At 67.5% G+C, this 17,958-nt stretch carries 14 protein-coding genes; 11 read left to right on the top strand and 3 right to left on the bottom strand.

Annotated features, from left to right (window positions below; all coding sequences use genetic code 11):
* The first annotated feature begins 48 nt into the window (after positions 1-48).
* On the top strand, positions 49-1,362 hold the full coding sequence (locus tag ACWENR_RS08325; protein ID WP_452276347.1) for an ATP-binding protein: 1,314 nt from the start codon (positions 49-51) through the stop codon (positions 1,360-1,362).
* On the opposite strand, the gene dcm is transcribed toward ACWENR_RS08325, so the two are convergent.
* Positions 1,352-3,157 (bottom strand): DNA (cytosine-5-)-methyltransferase, encoded by a 1,806-nt coding sequence (gene dcm, locus ACWENR_RS08320; protein ID WP_452276346.1) that lies wholly within the window; start codon positions 3,155-3,157, stop codon positions 1,352-1,354. The two genes, ACWENR_RS08325 and dcm, sit on opposite strands and share 11 nt — an antisense overlap.
* A gap of 534 nt (positions 3,158-3,691) precedes the next feature.
* Here dcm and ACWENR_RS08315 point away from each other — a divergent pair.
* The 4 genes from ACWENR_RS08315 to ACWENR_RS08300 all read left to right on the top strand — a co-directional run bounded on the left by ACWENR_RS08315 (position 3,692) and on the right by ACWENR_RS08300 (position 11,117).
* Positions 3,692-5,677, top strand: coding sequence for an AIPR family protein (locus tag ACWENR_RS08315; RefSeq protein ID WP_452276345.1), 1,986 nt, complete (start codon positions 3,692-3,694; stop codon positions 5,675-5,677).
* 108 nt (positions 5,678-5,785) lie between these two features.
* The gene (locus ACWENR_RS08310) at positions 5,786-7,234 is read left to right on the top strand and encodes an ATP-binding protein (RefSeq protein ID WP_452276344.1); all 1,449 of its coding nucleotides are present in this window, start codon (positions 5,786-5,788) and stop codon (positions 7,232-7,234) included.
* Positions 7,235-7,236: 2 nt separating this feature from the next.
* Positions 7,237-8,220, top strand: a complete 984-nt coding sequence (locus ACWENR_RS08305) for a PD-(D/E)XK motif protein (protein ID WP_452276357.1) — start codon at positions 7,237-7,239, stop codon at positions 8,218-8,220.
* Positions 8,217-11,117, top strand: coding sequence for a Z1 domain-containing protein (locus tag ACWENR_RS08300; RefSeq protein WP_452276343.1), 2,901 nt, complete (start codon positions 8,217-8,219; stop codon positions 11,115-11,117). Before ACWENR_RS08305 ends, ACWENR_RS08300 begins: the two co-directional genes overlap by 4 nt.
* Before the next feature lie 557 nt (positions 11,118-11,674).
* On the opposite strand, the gene ACWENR_RS08295 is transcribed toward ACWENR_RS08300, so the two are convergent.
* Positions 11,675-12,178 carry a flavoprotein gene (locus ACWENR_RS08295; RefSeq protein WP_452276342.1) on the bottom strand — a complete coding sequence of 168 codons (504 nt, stop codon included), beginning with the start codon at positions 12,176-12,178 and terminating at the stop codon, positions 11,675-11,677.
* Entirely contained in the window at positions 12,175-13,425 is a 1,251-nt protein-coding gene (locus ACWENR_RS08290) for a helix-turn-helix transcriptional regulator (RefSeq protein ID WP_452276341.1), read from the bottom strand. The genes ACWENR_RS08295 and ACWENR_RS08290 overlap by 4 nt, the downstream gene beginning before the upstream one ends.
* 265 nt (positions 13,426-13,690) lie before the next feature.
* On the opposite strand from ACWENR_RS08290, the gene ACWENR_RS08285 reads away from it, so the two are divergent.
* The 6 genes from ACWENR_RS08285 (at position 13,691) to ACWENR_RS08260 (ending at position 17,774) form a co-directional block, all read left to right on the top strand.
* Positions 13,691-13,930 carry a hypothetical protein gene (locus ACWENR_RS08285; RefSeq protein ID WP_452276340.1) on the top strand — a complete coding sequence of 80 codons (240 nt, stop codon included), beginning with the start codon at positions 13,691-13,693 and terminating at the stop codon, positions 13,928-13,930.
* Positions 13,927-14,220, top strand: coding sequence for a hypothetical protein (locus ACWENR_RS08280; RefSeq protein WP_452276339.1), 294 nt, complete (start codon positions 13,927-13,929; stop codon positions 14,218-14,220). The genes ACWENR_RS08285 and ACWENR_RS08280 overlap by 4 nt, the downstream gene beginning before the upstream one ends.
* Positions 14,217-15,299 (top strand): FAD-binding oxidoreductase, encoded by a 1,083-nt coding sequence (locus ACWENR_RS08275; RefSeq protein ID WP_452276338.1) that lies wholly within the window; start codon positions 14,217-14,219, stop codon positions 15,297-15,299. Before ACWENR_RS08280 ends, ACWENR_RS08275 begins: the two co-directional genes overlap by 4 nt.
* Positions 15,299-15,565, top strand: coding sequence for a DivIVA domain-containing protein (locus ACWENR_RS08270; RefSeq protein WP_452276337.1), 267 nt, complete (start codon positions 15,299-15,301; stop codon positions 15,563-15,565). The genes ACWENR_RS08275 and ACWENR_RS08270 overlap by 1 nt, the downstream gene beginning before the upstream one ends.
* 71 nt (positions 15,566-15,636) lie before the next feature.
* Positions 15,637-16,944 (top strand): VWA domain-containing protein, encoded by a 1,308-nt coding sequence (locus ACWENR_RS08265; protein ID WP_452276356.1) that lies wholly within the window; start codon positions 15,637-15,639, stop codon positions 16,942-16,944.
* A complete protein-coding gene (locus tag ACWENR_RS08260; protein WP_452276336.1) occupies positions 16,941-17,774 on the top strand; it encodes a peptidase in 834 nt (277 codons plus the stop codon). Before ACWENR_RS08265 ends, ACWENR_RS08260 begins: the two co-directional genes overlap by 4 nt.
* Positions 17,775-17,958 lie beyond the last annotated feature (184 nt).

Raw genomic sequence — 17,958 nt, 5'->3', positions numbered from 1 at the left:
GTGTGACATCCTGGTCCCCGTCGTCGTTCTCGGACCGGAGGAAGCGTCATGAGCGCACGGAACATGTACAGCGTGGCGCCATCTGCTGCACGCTTGACCGACTCCCTGCGTGACATCGGATACGACTTCCCGACCGCGGTGGCCGACATCGTCGACAACAGTGTCGCCGCAGGTGCGAGCCGGGTCGAGATCGACATCGTCTTTGACGGTTCGGAGTCATGGGTGATGATCGCCGATGACGGTGAGGGTATGAGCGCGAATGGGCTGTTGGAGGCCCTGCGCTTCGGCAGTCGGCGCGACTACGGTCGTGGCGACCTCGGCCGGTACGGGCTGGGTTTGAAGACGGCCTCGCTCTCACAGTGTCGATCGCTCACGGTGGTGAGTCGCAGGAGGGCGGCCACCGCGCGCACTGTGGCGCGGATGGTTGATCTTGACCTGATCGCGGAGATGGACGACTGGGTTATTGCGGAGCCTGAGAGTGACGAGCATGTCACCCGCGCTCGGGCGGCGGTGGCAGGCTCGGGTGGAACCGTGGTCCTGTGGCGCGGGCTTGATCGGGTTTTGCCAGAGCGCAACCCGGAGGGCGGATGGGCGCGTCGTCGGCTGGAGGCGCTGGCAGGAAAGACGGCTGACCACCTTGGTACGGTCTTCCACCGATTTCTTGACGGTGAAGTTGGCGGTGGGCTGGTAATCACGGTCAACGGGGAAAAGGTCGGACCGTGGAACCCGTTCGCCCCACACGAGCCTGCCCGTCAGGTGCTTCCCCCACTGCGTTTTGAGGTGACCGTCGGCGAGGCCACCGGTACCGTGACACTGCAACGTTACGTACTGCCGGCCCGCGACCAGTTCAGCTCCCCAGCCGAGTTCGAGCGGCTGTCGGGCCAACTCAACTGGAACCGCCAGCAGGGCCTGTACGTTTACCGTGCCCAGCGTTTGGTCCAGTGGGGCGGCTGGAACGGTATCCGAGGCATCGATGAGCACACCAAGCTTGCCCGAGCCTCGCTTGACTTCGACACCGATCTCGACGTCGTCTTCAACATCAACGTCGCCAAGATCAGGGTTGGGATGCCCCCGCAGCTACGCCAGCTGCTTGAGCGCCCCGTTCACGAGTTGTGCCTGCGCGCCGACGACGCCTACCGCAAAAACTCGCGCAGTGCCTCCGAAGGAGCGAGGAGCACCTCCGAGCAGCTGGCTGTGATTACGCGAGCCGAGGCGTCGGGCGGCCCTTCCATGCCGGTTGTCGGACTTGCGCTACGCGCTGCGGCGATGCGTGCGGGTGAGTACGCTGCACTTCAGCGTATCGGCGAGACGCTCCGGGCCGAGGCTCCGGACGTGGCCGCAGCGCTCGGCTTCAGAGACTGACCACGGGCAACTGCGCCGTTCGGCTACCACGTGCGGCGGCTTCGCTGCACGTCGCGTTGAGAGGGCACCGTGGGCAGGCGGGCGCCGTAGGTCGACAGACGGAGGCAGCCAGCTCTACTAGGCCTAGATGGGCTCGGCGTGCGTTGGTGCCATCTCCGATCAACCGGGCAGCAGCCAGGCGTCCCGCGGTCATCCTGTTACTGCGCTCGACGTGCTCGCCCGTGAAGCGGGCGGCGACGCGTGGGATGCCCTTCGTGATAAGAACCGGCTCCTCCGCGTCATCCTCGCCGCGCGTTGGCACCGCGAGGATGGCAAGGTCGATCACCGATGCTTCGACATCGGGCAGGGTGTTGATCTTATCGTCGTCAAGCAGGTCCGGCTGCGAGGCGACGATATTGGCCAACTCGAGCAGTCGCTCACTGCGGTGTTCACGCTGGATCCAGCGTCCCATCTCCATGAGCTCGTCACCGCCGTTGACAGTGTTCTGTGGCTGATTCCAGCGCGCCAGAAGCGGCCAGACGAACCGGACTTGGTCGGGGGCGGCTCGGTCGAGAAGCATCTCAGCCGAGATCACCTGCCATCGTGTCTGGGCGCGAAGCCAAGGGAGGGCGGGCTCGCCGAGGGTGTCGAACCAGGTGGCGAGCGCCTCGGCGAGGTCGTGGCTGCGGTAGGGAGCCGGCCTGCGGGCGTCCAACGCTGTCATCACGGCGCGGCCGAGCTGAGCCCCCAACGCCGGGGGTACGGCGTTGCCGATCTGGCGGAACGCCGCCGATGGAGGACCGGCAAAACGGAACCAGTCGGGAAAGGTTTGGAGTCGCGCGGCCTCACGTACCGTCAGTGTGCGGTCTTGGCGGGGGTGGATGTACCAGTAGCCGTCCTTGGCGATATGCGCCGTAATGGTGCGGGAGTAGTCGTCCTCGCTCAGACGCTTGTACTTGTCGTCGAAGATGTCGTCGCGGTAGCGCTTGAACTCATCAGGTAAGTCCGAGTACCGGGTGCCCGCGTCCATCATGTCGAAGGCGCGCTGGTCGTCCTCCCGCACGGGTCGGGTGATGTGGTCGAAAACCTTGCTGGCGTCCTGTGGCGCGACGCCTTGGCGCATCTTCTCCTGGAAAGTCGACAGCGGACCCTGGTAGTTCATCCAGCCTTCAGCGCCGCCCTTGGGTCGCCAGCCGCCCTCCACCTCGGGCAGGTCGCCGATGGCGTTCCAAACCGACACCCGGTCGGGTACCTCGCTCGGCCACTCGAAGGCGATGCCGTCGCGGAGCGCAACCAGGATCAGCCGCTGCCGGAACTGCGGTACGCCGTAGCGGTGTGTTTCGACGACCCGCTCCTCGACGGCGTAACCGACGGACTCCAGTTCGTGCACCATGGTCCGGAGGATGAACATCTCCCGGTCCAATGCCATGTCCGGGACGTTCTCCATGATCACGGCAGCTGGCCTGGCCAGCTGGATCACTTCAAGGAACGAACGCCAGAGGTCCCGACGCTCGTCATGAGCCGGGCGCAAACCGTGGCGGACCTGGTGGCGGATCAGCGAGCGACCTGCCCTGGAGAAGGGCTGGCACGGGGGCCCGCCAGCCAGTAACTCGATCTTGGCGGCCTTCATCAGGGCTGCGATCCGCTCAACGTTCGAACTCTCCCCGAGATCGCAGTCGAGCGTTAGGCCCGGGTAGTGGTGTCTGTGTGTCTCGACGGACTCAGGATCGCGGTCGGCCGAGAGAACGACACGGAACCCGGCCTGGGTGAGGCCGAGACTCAGACCACCGGCACCGCTGAACAGATCCGCCGCCAACCTCTCGCCCCGAGCATGGCACTCTGCGGCTAACCGCAGAAACTCGTCGTCGTTCGCGCATACCTCAGGGTGCGGCGCCAGCCGTACGAACGGACCTCGTACGAGTTTCACCCCGTAACCAGTCCGACGCTGCGCGCCACCTTCGTCCGTCACCCTGTCACCCCTCCGGAATCGGCCAGAACGCACTGGGCAGGTTACCTCCGTGGGCCGACGATCCGGATCAGCCGGCTCAGCACCGTTGCCCGGCCTGTCCCAGCTGCAGGGGAGGCCATACCGGTTGTTCGATGGCGTCGCTGGACGGTTCGTGGTCTACCCGATGTCGAATTGACCTAAGGTGCCGATCCCGCCTCAGCCCAGTGGGTCTTGTCGGGCCTGTCCTTATCGTGGAGAGTTGATGCCATCAGCGACTGAGTCGGGGCGTACTGTGACCGCACGTGCCGATCGACCCTCCGGAGAACAGCATGTCCCTCACGAGCCCGCTCGGGCTGCGTGGCTCGCTTCAGCGTGCCCCCATCCTGCAATTGCGAGGCTCGCGTGGCTGAACTCGACATCGGTGCCTACGCGCACAGCCTGATCGAGGATGTCAGGGCCCAGGCAGAGATCGAGGGCTGCGACCTCCACGAGGCATTCACCCAGCTGATGCTCGACCAGCTTGCGGCCGACGGGCACACCGAAGACGCCGTAGTTGTGCACTTCAAGGATCATGGGGTGGAGATCAGCGGCTACGGCGCGACGGCCGACGACCGGTCGCTCGACCTGTTCCTCACCTATTACAGCCCACGGGCCGACGACGACCACAAGATCGGCCGTGCGGAGGTCGAGGCGGCGTTCAGGCGCCTAGAGAACTTCCTGTCACGCTGCGTGTCCGGCAGCCCGGCCAAGCGGGACCGTTCCTCTGAGGTCGCTGGCATGTGCGCCGCCGTCACGGAGAAGTTCGGCAGAGTCGAGTCGGTCCGCCTGGTGCTGATTACCAACGCGCGCAGTGTCGTGCGGGACAGCATTGCCCCCATGCTGTTCGAGGGGCGGCACGTGACCCGGGAGTTGTGGGACCTGCGCCGCCTGGCGAACTGGTCGGCATCTGGGAACAAGGCCGAGCCCATCGTTGCGGAGTTCCCTGAAGGGCTGCCTTGCCTGGCCACACCCCGGACCGACGAGGACTACTCCGTCCTTCTCGCCATCGTTCCCGCCCGTGGACTCGCCGACCTGTACTCGACCCATGGCGCGCGGTTGCTGGAACTGAACGTCCGCTCGTTCCTGCAGGTCCGTGGCGCGGTCAACCGGGGGATCCTTGACACCCTCAAGAACAATCCGGAGCGGTTCCTCGCCTACAACAACGGCATCGCCGCCACCGCCTCACGAGTCGATTTTGAAGACGCCCCGTCGGGCCAGCGGGTGATCCGCCGCATCCATCACCTGCAGATCGTCAACGGCGGACAGACCACCGCAACCATCCACCACGCCCACCGCAACAAGGTAGACGTAAGCGCCGCTTACGTGCAGATGAAGCTGACGGTCGTCTCACCGGACCGGCTCGACGACATCGTTCCCCAGATCTCTGCCTACTCCAACACCCAGAACCGTGTTACCGCCTCTGACCTCAAGGCCAACAGCGCCTTCCACGTGGAGGTTGAGCGGATCATGCGGACCCTGTGGGCGCCACCCAGTCCGGCGCACCCACACGACACGCACTGGTTCTACGAGCGTGCCCGCGGCCAGTACGCCAATGCCCTCACCCGGGAGGGCACACCCGCCCGGCAGAAGGTGTTCAAGGCCGCCAACCCTTCGGCACAGAAGTTCACCAAGTCGGATCTGGCCAAGTTCGAGCACTCCTGGGCCATGCAGCCGCACCTGGTCAGCCTGGGGGCGGAGAAGAACTTCACGCTGTTCTCCCAGCAGATCGACGAGCATCCTCCACCCGTGGACAAGCAGTACTGCCGGCACCTTGTGGCTAAGGCAATTCTGTTCCGAAAGGTCGACAAGCTCGTCGCCAGGCAGAACTTCGGTGGGTACAAGGCCAATATCGTCACCTACACCGTCGCCAAGCTGGTCCACGCGACTCGCGGAAGGATCGACCTCGACCGCATCTGGCGTACCCAGGACCTCACGTCCGCCCTGCAAGAGGCGATCACAGACCTGTCGTTGCTCATCCAGAAGGTCATCACGTCGCCGCCCGAGGGCCGCACCAACGTCGGCGAGTGGACCAAGCGGCCGGAGTGCTGGGCAGCCGTGCAGGACCTCGACTGGGTCGTGCCCCCGTCGTTGGAGGCGGAGCTCACCGACGTTGACACCTACGGCGACGATGTCAAGGCCATCAAGGGCACCTCCGCGACCGACTGGACCGACCTCGCCGCCTGGGGCATGGACACAGGGCTACTTGACGCCGAGCAACGTCGGTCCGCAGCGGAGATTGCCCAAGCCCTCGAACACGGGTGGGACCCAGCAGGCAAGCACCTGCGCAGCGGGCTGGATGCCATGCGTCACGCCAGGCGCAACGGCTTCCGCCCGACCAGCAGGGTATGAGGATCTAGCTGGCCCGCCCGGCCACCATCACGGGAGCGGTAGATGTCTGTCTGGTCTCAGGAAGTTCCCACCGAGGGAGCGGTCGAGCTGCCACCCGACCCACGAGCCATGGACGCCCTCGGCCGTAACCACTCGTTGGAGACCGCTCTGGCCGACCTGGTAGACAACTCCATCGATGCCGGCGCCACCGACATCCTTGTCCGTTTCGTCCAACGCGGCACACGGTTGGTCGGCCTGTACGTCGTTGACAACGGCCGCGGCATCGAGCCCGAACGCATCGATGCCGCGATGACTATCGGCGGTCAACGCGAGTACACCGGGCAGGACCTCGGACACTTCGGCCTCGGTCTCAAGGCGGCCTCGTTCAGTCAGGCAGCCAGCCTCACCGTGCTGTCACGCGCCGCTGGACACAAAGCTGTTGGACGACGCTGGCAGCTCAACGCCAGTCGGCAGGGGTTTGTCTGCGACATCGTGCCGCATGCGTTCGCCGTCGCTGAACTCGACCGCAACTGGCAACTGCCGATGAGCGAGTCGGGGACCGTTGTCCGCTGGGACCAGGTCAACGGCCTTCCCTCGTCAGACGAACCTGACCAGGTTGATGAGTTCCTCAGCCGGACCATCTCACACCTGCAGGGACATCTCGGCCTGACATTCCACCGCATCATCGTCGACCGGAACGTCCGGATCGTCATCGACGTTGAGGACATCCACCTCGGCGACGGCGTGCGCCATCGGGTAGAACCCATCAACCCCTTCGCCTACCCCGACACACTGCCCGGATGGCCGAAGAACCTGAAGGTGCGGGTCGACGACAGTGATCTGATCCTCGTCTGCCACATCTGGCCGCGCAGGTCTAACGTGCCCGAGTACCGGCTTCCCGGTGGAGCCGAAACCCGACAGGGTCTCTTCTTCTACCGGCGCGGGCGCCTTCTGCACGCAGGAGGCTGGGAGGGCATCCATGCGGCTGACACCCGGCTCCAACTGGCCCGCGTCAGTATCGACATCGACCGAGATACCGCAGGGATGTTCGTCATGAACCCCGAGAAGTCCCGCGTGTCAGCCGGCCCACGCTTCGCCGGTGCCGTTGCGGCGGCGCGCGCCGACGACGGCACCACCATCGCAGACTACCTCCAAGCCGCCGAGGCGGCGTGGACCAACGCGAACCGGAGGGCGACCGCACGGCGTAAGGCAGTCCTGCCGCCTGGCAAGGGCTTCCACCCAAAGGTGTCTCGCGAGATCCGCAGCGAGCTGCCTCTGCTTCAGGACGATTCCCTCAACATTCAGTGGAAGCGTTTCACCACCGACGCGTTCCTCGAGTTCGACCGCAACGCAAGAACTCTCTGGCTCAACCGGGCGTACCGACATGCCCTGCTTGGCGGGCGACGTGGCGGGAGCAACGACCTGCCGGTGCTCAAGGCCCTGTTGTTCCTGCTGGCCGGCAACGTCTTCGAAGGCTCGCACTTCGGCGCCCGTGACAAGGACAACATCGATCTGTGGCAGGAGGTCCTCACCGCCGCCGCCAAGGCAGAGAAGGCGACATTTGAGGCCCGCTCGTGACCATGCACGCAGACCGCCACCTGAGCAGTGACAGCTTCGCCGCGTACCTCCGCAGCCCCGTCCCGATCGATCACCCTGTCCCCGGATCACCGCGCATCGTGCTCTTTGTCGATCCCCACACGCACCGCGTGGGCCTGCGCGGACCGCGTGCACCCCGCGAGGCCCCACCAGCCGGACTTGAGAACCTCAGCGTGCGGGCCGTGCACCACGACGGGCAAGGAATGATCGAGATTGCCGTTACCGACCCGCGGCTCTTCGTCGACGCCTATCCCCTGCTGTGCGCCGTCGCCGACCGAGTTCAGCTGGACCAGCAGACACTGACCGCCGCACTCACCGAAACCCTGCGCCGCCTCGGACACCTCCTACAGACCGAGGACGTCCTGTCGCAGGAGACGGAGACCGGGCTTGTCGGAGAGCTACTGGTCTTCGCCGGACTCGCGCATACCCTCGGTCCGGATACCGCCCTCGCATCCTGGCGGGGCGGGCATGCCGAGGAGCACGACTTCGGGCTCCCTGACCACGACGTCGAGGTCAAGACGACCGTCTCCGAGCGACGTGCCCACTGGATCTCATCCCTGACACAACTGGTCGAGACCGGTGGCCGGCCACTCTGGCTGGTGTCCCTCCAGATTACGGCGGCTGGCAGCGGTGGGCGGGCACTGCCAGACCTCATCGCAGGCGTCCGCGCGCTCCTGCCCTCCACGGCCCAGCGCACCGGATTCGATGACCGGCTGCGAAGCTCGGGCTGGCGGGACCGTTACGTAGCCACCTGCCAACACCGATGGCGGCTGCGAACCCCACCCCAGGCATTTCGAGTCACCGAGTCGTTTCCCCGCCTCACGCCGAAGGTTCTAGTCGACGCCGGCGTCGACGGCACACACGTAACCGACGTCCGATACCGGCTGGATCTGACCGGGCGGACCGGTAACGGCACACCGCAGGTCATCACGGACGTACTAACGAGCGGACAGATGGAGCTGCCATGAGCGACACCGTCACCACCGCCTACAGCGCCGCACTCGACGCCATGCAGCGCACGGGACCAAAGCGTCTGCACGCTCTGGCAGCCATGCTCGGCGGCGACGCCCCGGATGTTGCCGATGGGTCCGCGCTCCTGACCCACCTGCGCGACGCCGGCCCCGAGGACGCGTTGCGCCAGCAGATCGCTCACACCCTGGCAGCGTGGGACCACGAACAGAACGGTGCGGCCTGGACCGGTGGCACCAGCCGCAACACCGCAGAACGCCGGGCGGTGGTGGTCGCTGCGCTCGGTGTCGACGAGGCGACAGCAGCCCTGTTCGCCGACCTGTTCCCGTACGCCGCGGCCGACGGACCCATCGTTATCGCCGACGACTGGGAGGAGTGGCGTACGTCGGAACGCCGCAACGAACGCAGCTTCTACTGGGCGCACTACCAGCGCTACCTGCTCGACAAGTGGCGCAACCCTGACGCGGTCGCTGACCTCGACAAGGCGACCGAGGAGGTCATCCGACGTCTTTCCGACCCGACCCGACCCATGGCCTACCAGGCCAAGGGACTCGTCGTCGGGTACGTCCAGAGTGGTAAGACCGCCAATTTCACGGGAGTCGTGGCGAAAGCCATCGACGCCGGATACCGCCTCGTCATCGTGCTCACTGGCACCACCAACATGCTGCGCGCCCAGACCCAGCGGCGCCTCGACATCGAACTGTGCGGCCGAGAAAACATCGAGCGCGAGATCTCTCCCCACGACCAGAAGGCCCACGAGTACCAGGACGACCCCGACTGGAAACGCGACCGCTTCGTCCGTCACGGCGGCCGGCCCTCCGACGCCGGTTATCCCGACATTCACCGCCTGAGTAACCACGCCGGGGACTACAAGCGGCTACAGATGGGCTTCTCCGCCCTGGAGTTCAAGGGGCGCGAGCGCAACAAGAAGTTCTACGACCCTGCGAACCTGCACACGAGCGACGCGCGTCTCGTCGTAGCCAAGAAGAACGCTCGGGTCCTCGAGGACCTCGTGGCCGACCTAGGCCGCATCAGTGACCGCCTCGGACAGGTACCTGTCCTGATCATCGACGACGAGTCCGACCAAGCGTCGGTCAACACCGTCAGTCCCAAGAAGTGGAAGGAGGACAGCAAGAAACGTACCGCCATCAACCGACTCATCGGTCAGATGCTGCGGATGATGCCCCGGGCACAGTACGTCGGCTACACCGCCACCCCGTACGCCAACGTGTTCATCGACCCGTCCGACGTCGAGGACATCTTCCCTCGAGACTTCCTCATCTCACTGCCCCGGCCCGACGGCTACATGGGCGCCGACGACTTCCACGACTTCGACGCGGAGCTGCCCCTAGACCAGCGTCCGCTCGAAACGTCAAAGGAGCGTGCACACGTGCGCTACCTCAGCGACGAGCCTGACGACGACGAACTACGTCGCGCCGTCGACATGTTCGTTCTCGCCGGGGCTGTGAAGCTGTACCGCCAACGGCACGGCACCACCTACCGGCATCACACCATGCTCGTTCACGAGGCGATGGGCAAGGACTCCCACAGACAGACTGCAGAGCTGATTACTACCCTGTGGAACACCGGCGGCTACTACCGGGCCGTCGGCCTCGCCCGGCTACGGGAGCTCTACAACACCGATGTCCTGCCCGTGTCTCGGGCCCAAGCGCCCACGCTGCCCCTACCAGAAAACTTTGACGAGCTGCGCGACGACATCGGCGAGGCCCTGAGGCTCATCAGCCCCGCCGACCGCCATAGCAGTCCCGTCATCGTCGTAAACAGCGACAAAGACCTCGAGAGGCAGCAGGAAAGCCTTGACTTCGACAAGCGCGAGATCTGGCGAATACTCGTCGGCGGCAACAAGCTTGCCCGAGGCTTCACCGTCGAAGGGCTGACCGTCACCTACTACCGTCGTGCCACTGCACAGGTCGACACCCTCATGCAGATGGGGCGGTGGTTCGGCTTCCGGCCCGGCTACCGCGATTTGGTCCGTCTTTACACGACGCCTGACCTGCACGAGATGTTCGAGGCCGCCTGCCGTGACGAGGACTTCCTACGACGGGAACTGCGTCAGTACGCTGCTCCGGCCGACGGGACGAAGCAGCTGACTCCGCGGCAGATTCCACCTCTTATCGCACAGCACCGGCCGGACCTGCGCCCGACCGGTCGCAACAAGATGTGGAACGCGAAGCTCGTGCTGAAGAGCTCGCCGGGGCAGCCCATGGAGCCTGTGGCCTTCCCGTCGACCGCGTCGAAGATGAAGCACAACATCGAACAGTGGAAGCCGCTGCTCGCCGCCGCAGATCGGACCGCCAGGTTCGCGGTGCCCGGCGCTAGTACAACCTACGAGGCGGCGGTGGCAGTCACCAGTCACTCGGCGCTCCTCGCCGTACTCGGAAACCTCGAGTGGCTCGCCGACGACACCTTCCAACCCGAACTTGCGTGGTTGCGTCGACTCAACGCCGAACAACTTGCGCGGTGGGTTGTCCTGCTCCCGCAGCAGACGAGAGCCGCCACACGACGTCTAGTCGCCGGACATGGACCTTTTAGCATTTTCGAACGTCGGCGAACTTCTCCCGGCGCCTCGTTCCGGGTGTTCAGTGAGGAGCGACATCGAAATGCAGGCATGAGAATCGCGGGGATCGAGACCCCTGTCTCGGATCCCGAGGCCGACGCGTTCAGGAGTGAGGCCACCGGGGCAATCATCCTGTATCCGACCGTCGAGCGAAATAATCTCGACGGCCACCAAGGCGAGGCCATTGCTCTCGAAAAGGTGACAATTGGCTTCCACTTGATTACTCCTCCGAGCACAGTGCCTGCTGGCGGCAAGCTGATGCATTGGGTGACCGTGGACAGGGCTAACCCCGGGGCGCTTGTCGTGGATGTGAAGTGATGGATACAAAGAATGTTTGACTTCAATATCGACCCTCACCCCGTCGCATTCGGCTCCCACTGGCTTCGAATGGTCTTGGTGCAAAGTTTCTCGCGGCGGCCGGACCCCTGGGCAGTGACCTGCTGGGCTTGATTGCAATGAACGGGAGGCTGTTGAACGGCTCGGGTGATCTCCGAAGCCAACGAGGATTCCGTCCGCGTGCTCGCATCATGTTGACGCTGGGGCAGGGGCTGATTAGCAGCGAGGCTGTGGCTTTAACGGAGCTCGTAAAGACTTGCCGTCCGGCGATGATCACCAAGAGTGGGGCGCATGGTCGGCTTGACCGAAGCCGGGGGTGCGGCGTGCAGGCGCACTAGCAGGATAGGCGATCTTCAGGTGTCGAGCACACCTATTGCCTGTGACGACCGGTCGGCGACAGGCGGCAACAGTGTGACTGCAGACAGCCTGGTCTGTGGAGGTCCATGGAGTGGCGTCTTCGGAAGTTGGTTGGACGCCGTCGTCCCGACGTCGGTCGAGCTCGGCGTCAACGTCGCCATCATTGTTCGCACGCTCGGGGATCACCGAGGTCCGCGCGCTTCGCTCGTCCTGCTGGTGACTAGGCGCCAGTCCGAGTCGGGAGCCAGGTCAGTGATAGAAACGCCAGCGGCAGCAAGCTGCCGCAGGCTCGTTTCATAGGCCGGATGCGCGGCGAGTTCTGCCTTGACGTTTGGAAAGGCGTAGACGGGCAATCGGGCGCCGAGTGCTTGGTTGAGAGTGCCGAGGGCACGATTGTCGTTGATGCCGAGTGCCCACTTATTTATAACATTGAAGGTGGCCGGCGCGACGACAGCCACGTCAGGTGCCGGGTGAGGCTCCGGTTCGCTGGGTAGTCGCCACTCGACCCGAACCGGGTATCCAGTTTGCTGAGCTACGGCGTCCCGATCGATCCAGGTTGCTGCAGTCGGCGTAGCGGTCACGCAGACAGTCCAGCCGTCATCCTTGAACAACTCGATGAGTTCACCGATCCGCAGCGCCGGCGGGGCGGCGCAGACAACAAGGGCCAACACCGGATACGTGCTCATACCAATAGCCCTGCTCGCTCAGCCAGCGGTCGGAGCCCTGGCGTAGCACTCCGCCGCTCCTTGGACAGCAGGTCGAGCAGGAGCTCGCGCGCCTGGATGTTGGTGTGTGCCACCTCTGCGGCTACCCGCTCGGCTTCGAGCAGGTGGAGCACAGCAGCGGATTTGTCCGGCGAGCCCATCACCGCTGCTGCGGCCAAATCGACATGCACCTGAGCTCGACGGCCGACGAGCGCGGTTGGCAGGTGTGAGGTGTCGAGCCGGGCTCCGACTTCGACAGCGTGGCCTACGTTGCCAGCACGAACCGCCGCCGAGACGGTGTGGATGGCGACATTGGTGGGACCGAAACCGGTCCACAAGCAGTTGCGGTCCGACCCCAGCTTCTCGGCCAACTCATCGGCTCCGGCGAGGCTCCGTGTCGCCTCCTTCGGCTTACCTCGGCCTGCGGCAATCACGGCAGCCAGGAGCAGCAGTGCTCCGTGCGCGGAGAGGAGGTCACGATCGGCCGATCGCATGTCGCGAGCGAGTTGCGCGATGCTGGTCTGCACGACCTCCTCGGCTTCGTCTTTTCTTCCTGGCAGTCGCAAGAGCCCGCAAGCGGCCTGGTAGGCGGCAACTGCCGCCAAGGCGCGATCGCCAGCGAGCCCGGCGGACGTCGATGCCCGGTCGGCCGCAACTAAGGCGGTGTCGCCATCTCCCACCTTGACCGCGAGCTTCGAGGCCGCAATATAGGCAGCGGCGAGCACCCGGAACGCGCTGGAGCGGTGGACCCCAGACGCCTGCCCCGCCAGGTCGGTGGCCTGGCTGAGCACGTCCGGCAGCAGTCGAGACGTGGAGCTGTAGCTTGCCCGCTGGTAGAGGTTGTGGACCCGACCCACGTTCCGGCGTACCTCTACGAGGGGACGTAGCGGCTCAGCGGACCGGCCAGGTATGTAGTTGGTGAGGAAGGCACGCACGCCGGTGAGGAGTTCCGAACGGGCTGCTGCCGATGCGGGACTGCGGATTTCCTTACCCATCATCTTTCCTCGACACTTCGCCACTGACACGTCAACGAGCATCTCGTCGAGCTGTTCGAGGGTAATTCGCAGCGCCGAAGCGATCCGGCTCCGATGCCATGGCTGTGGGTCTGTCTCGGCGGTTTCCCAGCGGACGACGGTCGACCTCTCCACACCGAGCGTTTCGGCGAGTCGCTCCTGACTGAAGCCCAGCGCCTTCCGCCGCTGGCACAGCCGGTGTCGCTTAAGGGCCACGACCGGTTCTCCCTCCGTATGCCGCCACTGTAGTAACAGTCCGTCGATAGAGCGGGTACGCGCATGCCTCACTTATGCGTCACTTCGGCCCCTCGAACGCTGTAGTGCCTGGTCGGCCCGGCAACGAGGCTGAAGCGCATGGCCCGGGGCGGGTGCTGGCTCCGGAGCTTCGTCGACCCGAACGACGCAGCTCCGCTCCCGCCCGCCCCGGCGCCACTCCACCCGTTAGCAGGGGCACCTGCCTTACACATCTCCCGGAGCCCGCATGCCCACTCTGCTCGATGACTTCCCGGTCCTCACCCCCGTCACCGACGAGGACCTCGCCATCGCCGTACGGGCGGTGCGAACGCATGTGCCCGAGGACTGGCCGGAGGGCGAGCTGTGCCGCAGCGAGCGCGTCCCGTACCCCTGCCGCCTCGCCCGCTGGGGCCGCGCCACCCTGGCAGCCGCCGGCCTCACCGAAGCCGAGGCTGGGGCCGGAGCCAAGCAGGGCGGCTGGGCATGATCGAACAAGAGGCGGTTGGGCAGTGGCTGCGCCTCGTCGTGGCGGATGCGGAGCTGTCGCCGTACCTCGTCGGGGTCGACCTGGAGCGGCTTGGCGCGCACCTGACGGCGACCTTCGCCGCGGCCGTCGAAGGTCACCCGGCCGCGGATCCGTGGCGTGGGATCGGCCTGTCGGAGGCGCAGCACCGGCGGGTCGTGGACTACCTGGTCGGCGTCCTGTGGGCGCTCGACCTGCCCGACGACCGGATTGTCCGCGCCCGCCGGGCCCTCGCCGGCGAGGCGGGCGCGTGAGCGTCGTCGCCGCCTGGGAGGCGGCCGTCGACAGGGGCTTCGACGAGGCCGCCGACGACTTCTGGTGCACGCTGGAGGACGGCCGCCCCGGCCTGCTCCCCGAGCGGGACGCCCCGCTGCTCTTCGCCGCACTCGGCCGCCTGACCAGCGGCGGCGACGACCCCGCCGGGCGGGCGGCGCTGCTGGCGGTGCTCGGCCGCGCGTACCGCCGGCACGGCCTGCTGCCCCACCAGGCCGCCGTCGGCGAGGCGCTGCGGGCCGCCGTGGCCCGGCGGGCCCGCCCGCTGTGGACGCCGCCGGTCGCGGACGCCTGGGAGCGCGCCGGCCGCCGCGCCGCCGAGGCCGTGCGCCGCGCCGCCGAGCAGGCCGGCGACGGCCCGGCCTGGTGGCCCGCCGAGGTGATCGGCCACGACCGGCCGTGCGACACCATCGCGATCCTGACCGTACGCCCCTGGCGTCGCCTGCCCCACCGGCCCGGCCAGGCCGTCCCCGTCTGCACGCCGCGCCGCCCCGGCCGCTGGCGGTGGCTCTCCCCGGCCAACGCCCCGCGCCTCGACGGCACCGTCGAGCTGCACGTCCGCGCCGTCGCCGCCGGCACCGTCTCGCACAGTCTCGTCCACGACGTACGCCCCGGCGACCCGCTCTGGCTCGGCCCGCCGCGCGACGCCGGCCTCAGCCTGGACCCGCTCCCGCGCCGGGACCTGCTGCTCGTCGCCGGCGGCACGGGCCTGGCGCCGCTGCGCGCCCTGGTGGAGCAGGTCGCCGCCGCGCCCGACGGCCGGCGGGTGACCCTGGTCGTCGGGGCGCGCGGATTCGCGGAGCTCTACGACGCGACCGCCCTCGACAAGCTCCAGTGTGCCCACGACTGGCTGACCGTCGTGCCCGCCTTCAGTCACGATCCCGCCGCCGAGCCGGCCGAGCAGGGCGACGCCCTCACCATCGCCCTCGACCGTCACCGCCCCGATCAGGATGTCCACGTCTGCGGCCCGCCGTCGATGCTGGCCGGCGCGCGGCTGCGGCTGCTCGCCGCCGGGGTGCCCGCCGACCGCGTCCACCTGCCGTACGCGATGGTGCCCTGATGGCCGTCTACCGCAGCCGGCACGCCCCGCCCGACCCGCTCACCCCCGACCGGGTCCTCGGCGTGACGCTGCCGCGCGCGCCGCTCGGCCGGCGCGGCTACCGGGTCGACGAGGTCGACGCCCTGCTGCACCGTCTCGCCCACGAGCTGCGCGACCGCACCCGCCAGCTCGACCTCACCCGCGCCGAGAACCACCGCATCAAGGAGGCGCTGCGCACCTGGCAGACCCGGCACGCCGAAGAGCGCTCGCGCGCCCGGCCGGCCTGATCCTCTCCAGTGGACGGTACGTCGACGCCCGGTCGGCCGCGATCACGATGATCACTAGGATCGGCGCCGTGATGATCAAACGACGGCTCCCGGCGGTCCTCATAGGACTGCTGGTGGCCTTCCCGACACTGGGCGTCCCCGCCTACGCCGACGAGCACGAGACCGAGCCCGCCGAGCCGCCCAAAGTGGAGCTGGTGCTCGACGTGAGCGGCTCGATGCGCGCCAAGGACATCGGCGGTCGTACTCGTATCTCCGTCGCCCAGGAGGCGTTCAACGACGTCGTGGACGCGCTGCCCGAGACGACGGATCTCGGCATCCGCGTCCTCGGCGCCACCTACGGCGGCGACGACAAGAAGGTCGGCTGCCAGGACACCCAGCAGCTCGTACCGGTCGGCCCCGTCGACCGGGTGAAGGCCAAGAACGCCATCGCCACCCTGCGCCCGACCGGCTTCACCCCGGTCGGCCTGGCCCTGCGCGAGGCCGCCAAGGACCTCGGCACCGGCGAGACCACCCGGCGCATCGTGCTCATCACCGACGGCGAGGACACCTGCGCGCCGCCGGACCCCTGCGAGGTGGCCCGCGAGCTGGCCGCCCAGGGCACCCACCTGGTGGTCGACACGCTCGGCCTCATCCCCGACGAGAAGGTACGCAAGCAGCTCGTCTGCATCGCCTCGGCGACCGGCGGCACCTACACCTCCGCGCAGAGCAAGGACGACCTGACCCGGCGGATCAAGCAGCTCGTGGAACGGGCCAAGGACACCCACGCCAAGACGCCGGCGAAGGTGACCGGCACCGACGTGTGCGCCAAGGCGCCCGTGCTCACCCCCGGCGTCTACACCGACCGGGAGCGCTTCGAGGAGCACCGGTGGTACCGGATCCCGGTCCAGCCGGGGCAGGAGCTGCGGGCCTCGGTGAGCATCGGCCTGGACCGGCCGTTGAACCGGGACTACGGCGTACTGCTGCGGGCCACCGCCACCGACGGACGGGAACTGGTCCGGGGCAACGACGCCGGCAGCGGCCGTACCGACGTGCTGTCCACCGGCGTGCGCTGGTCGGCGGCGGAGGACGACGACGAGGAGGAGGCCGAGGACGGCGACAAGGGCGGCGTCTTCTCCGGCTCGACCGGGAAGGCCCCCGAGCCCACGGTCGTCTGCCTGGTCGTCAGCAACTCATTCTCCGCCAAGGCGGGTGCGGCTCAGGCGCCGGGCATGCCGCTCGAACTGACCATCGACCTGGTCGACGCGTCGCCCGCCCCGAACAGCCCGGGTCTCGGCCGGGGCTGGGTGCTGCTGGGCGTACTGACCCTCGCGGGCCTGCTCAGTGGGTTGATCGTTGGTTGGCTGACCCGTTGGTGGGTAGCGGTCTGGAGGACCCGATGACGATGCGGAAGGCTCCGGCCCTGATCTCGGCCCGCCGGGCGGCGGTGCTGCTCGCCGCCACCGGTGTCGCCGTCGCGCTGCCGGCCGCCGCCGGCGCGGACACCCCCACCCCGTCGCCGGGGGCCGCCACCATCAACAAGGCCGGCACCTCGTTCCTGACCGCCGCCGGCATCAGCCCCGGCCAGCCGGTACGCGTCGGCGCCTCCGTCGGCGACTACCTGTACTGGTCGTTCACGGCCTCGGCGGGGGACACCCACCACGTGGCGGCCACCGTGTCGCTGCCCGCCACGGCGAGCCGGAAGGGCGACTCCACCTGGACCGTCGAGGTCTTCGACGGGCTGCGCCGCCGGCAGGCGTGTGTCGCCGGGGCGCAGACCCCGGTGGCGTCGAGGAGCGCCGCCACCGTCGAACTCGACTGCGAGCTGCGCCAGGTGCGCTCGTGGGCCGAGCCGTGGTCGGGTGACCCGCTGCCGGGCACCTACTACGTCCGGCTGTCCGGCACCGAGCTGCCGGAACAGGAGCTGGGTCTGCCGATCGAGGTGAGCCTGCTCGTCGGGGTCGAGTCCGACGGCGACACCAAGCCGGAGGGCGGCGACCTGAAGGAGCCCCTGGTGCCGGCGGTCAACCCGGGCAAGGTGCTCGCCGGCGACCCGACCGCCGGCACGCCCGACCCGGCGGCGGCCGGCGAGGACGAGGACGGCTGGTTCGACTGGGTCCGCTGGCCGAGCCTGTCGTCCCGCTGGTACTGGACCGTCGGGGGCGGCATCCTGGCCGCCGTCGCGGGTGTGGTCGGCTTCGCCCTGACCCGCCCCCGCCAGCGCGTCGGCTGACCGGTGACGGCAGGGCGGGCACGACCGCACGCGTCGTCCCCGCCCTGCCGCCAGCCACGCCGCACACGTCGATCGCCCGGCGGTTTGTGTAGGAAGCGCTGCTTTCAACCGACTCGACCACATGGCAGAGTGTCGACCCCGACACGGCCCGGCCCCTGTGGTTGAGTGACCCGGTCGACGACCA

The sequence above is a fragment of the Micromonospora sp. NPDC004336 genome (assembly GCF_053602615.1).
Note: the sequence above shows the minus strand (reverse complement) of the source record. Positions and strands in the feature narration are given on the sequence as shown.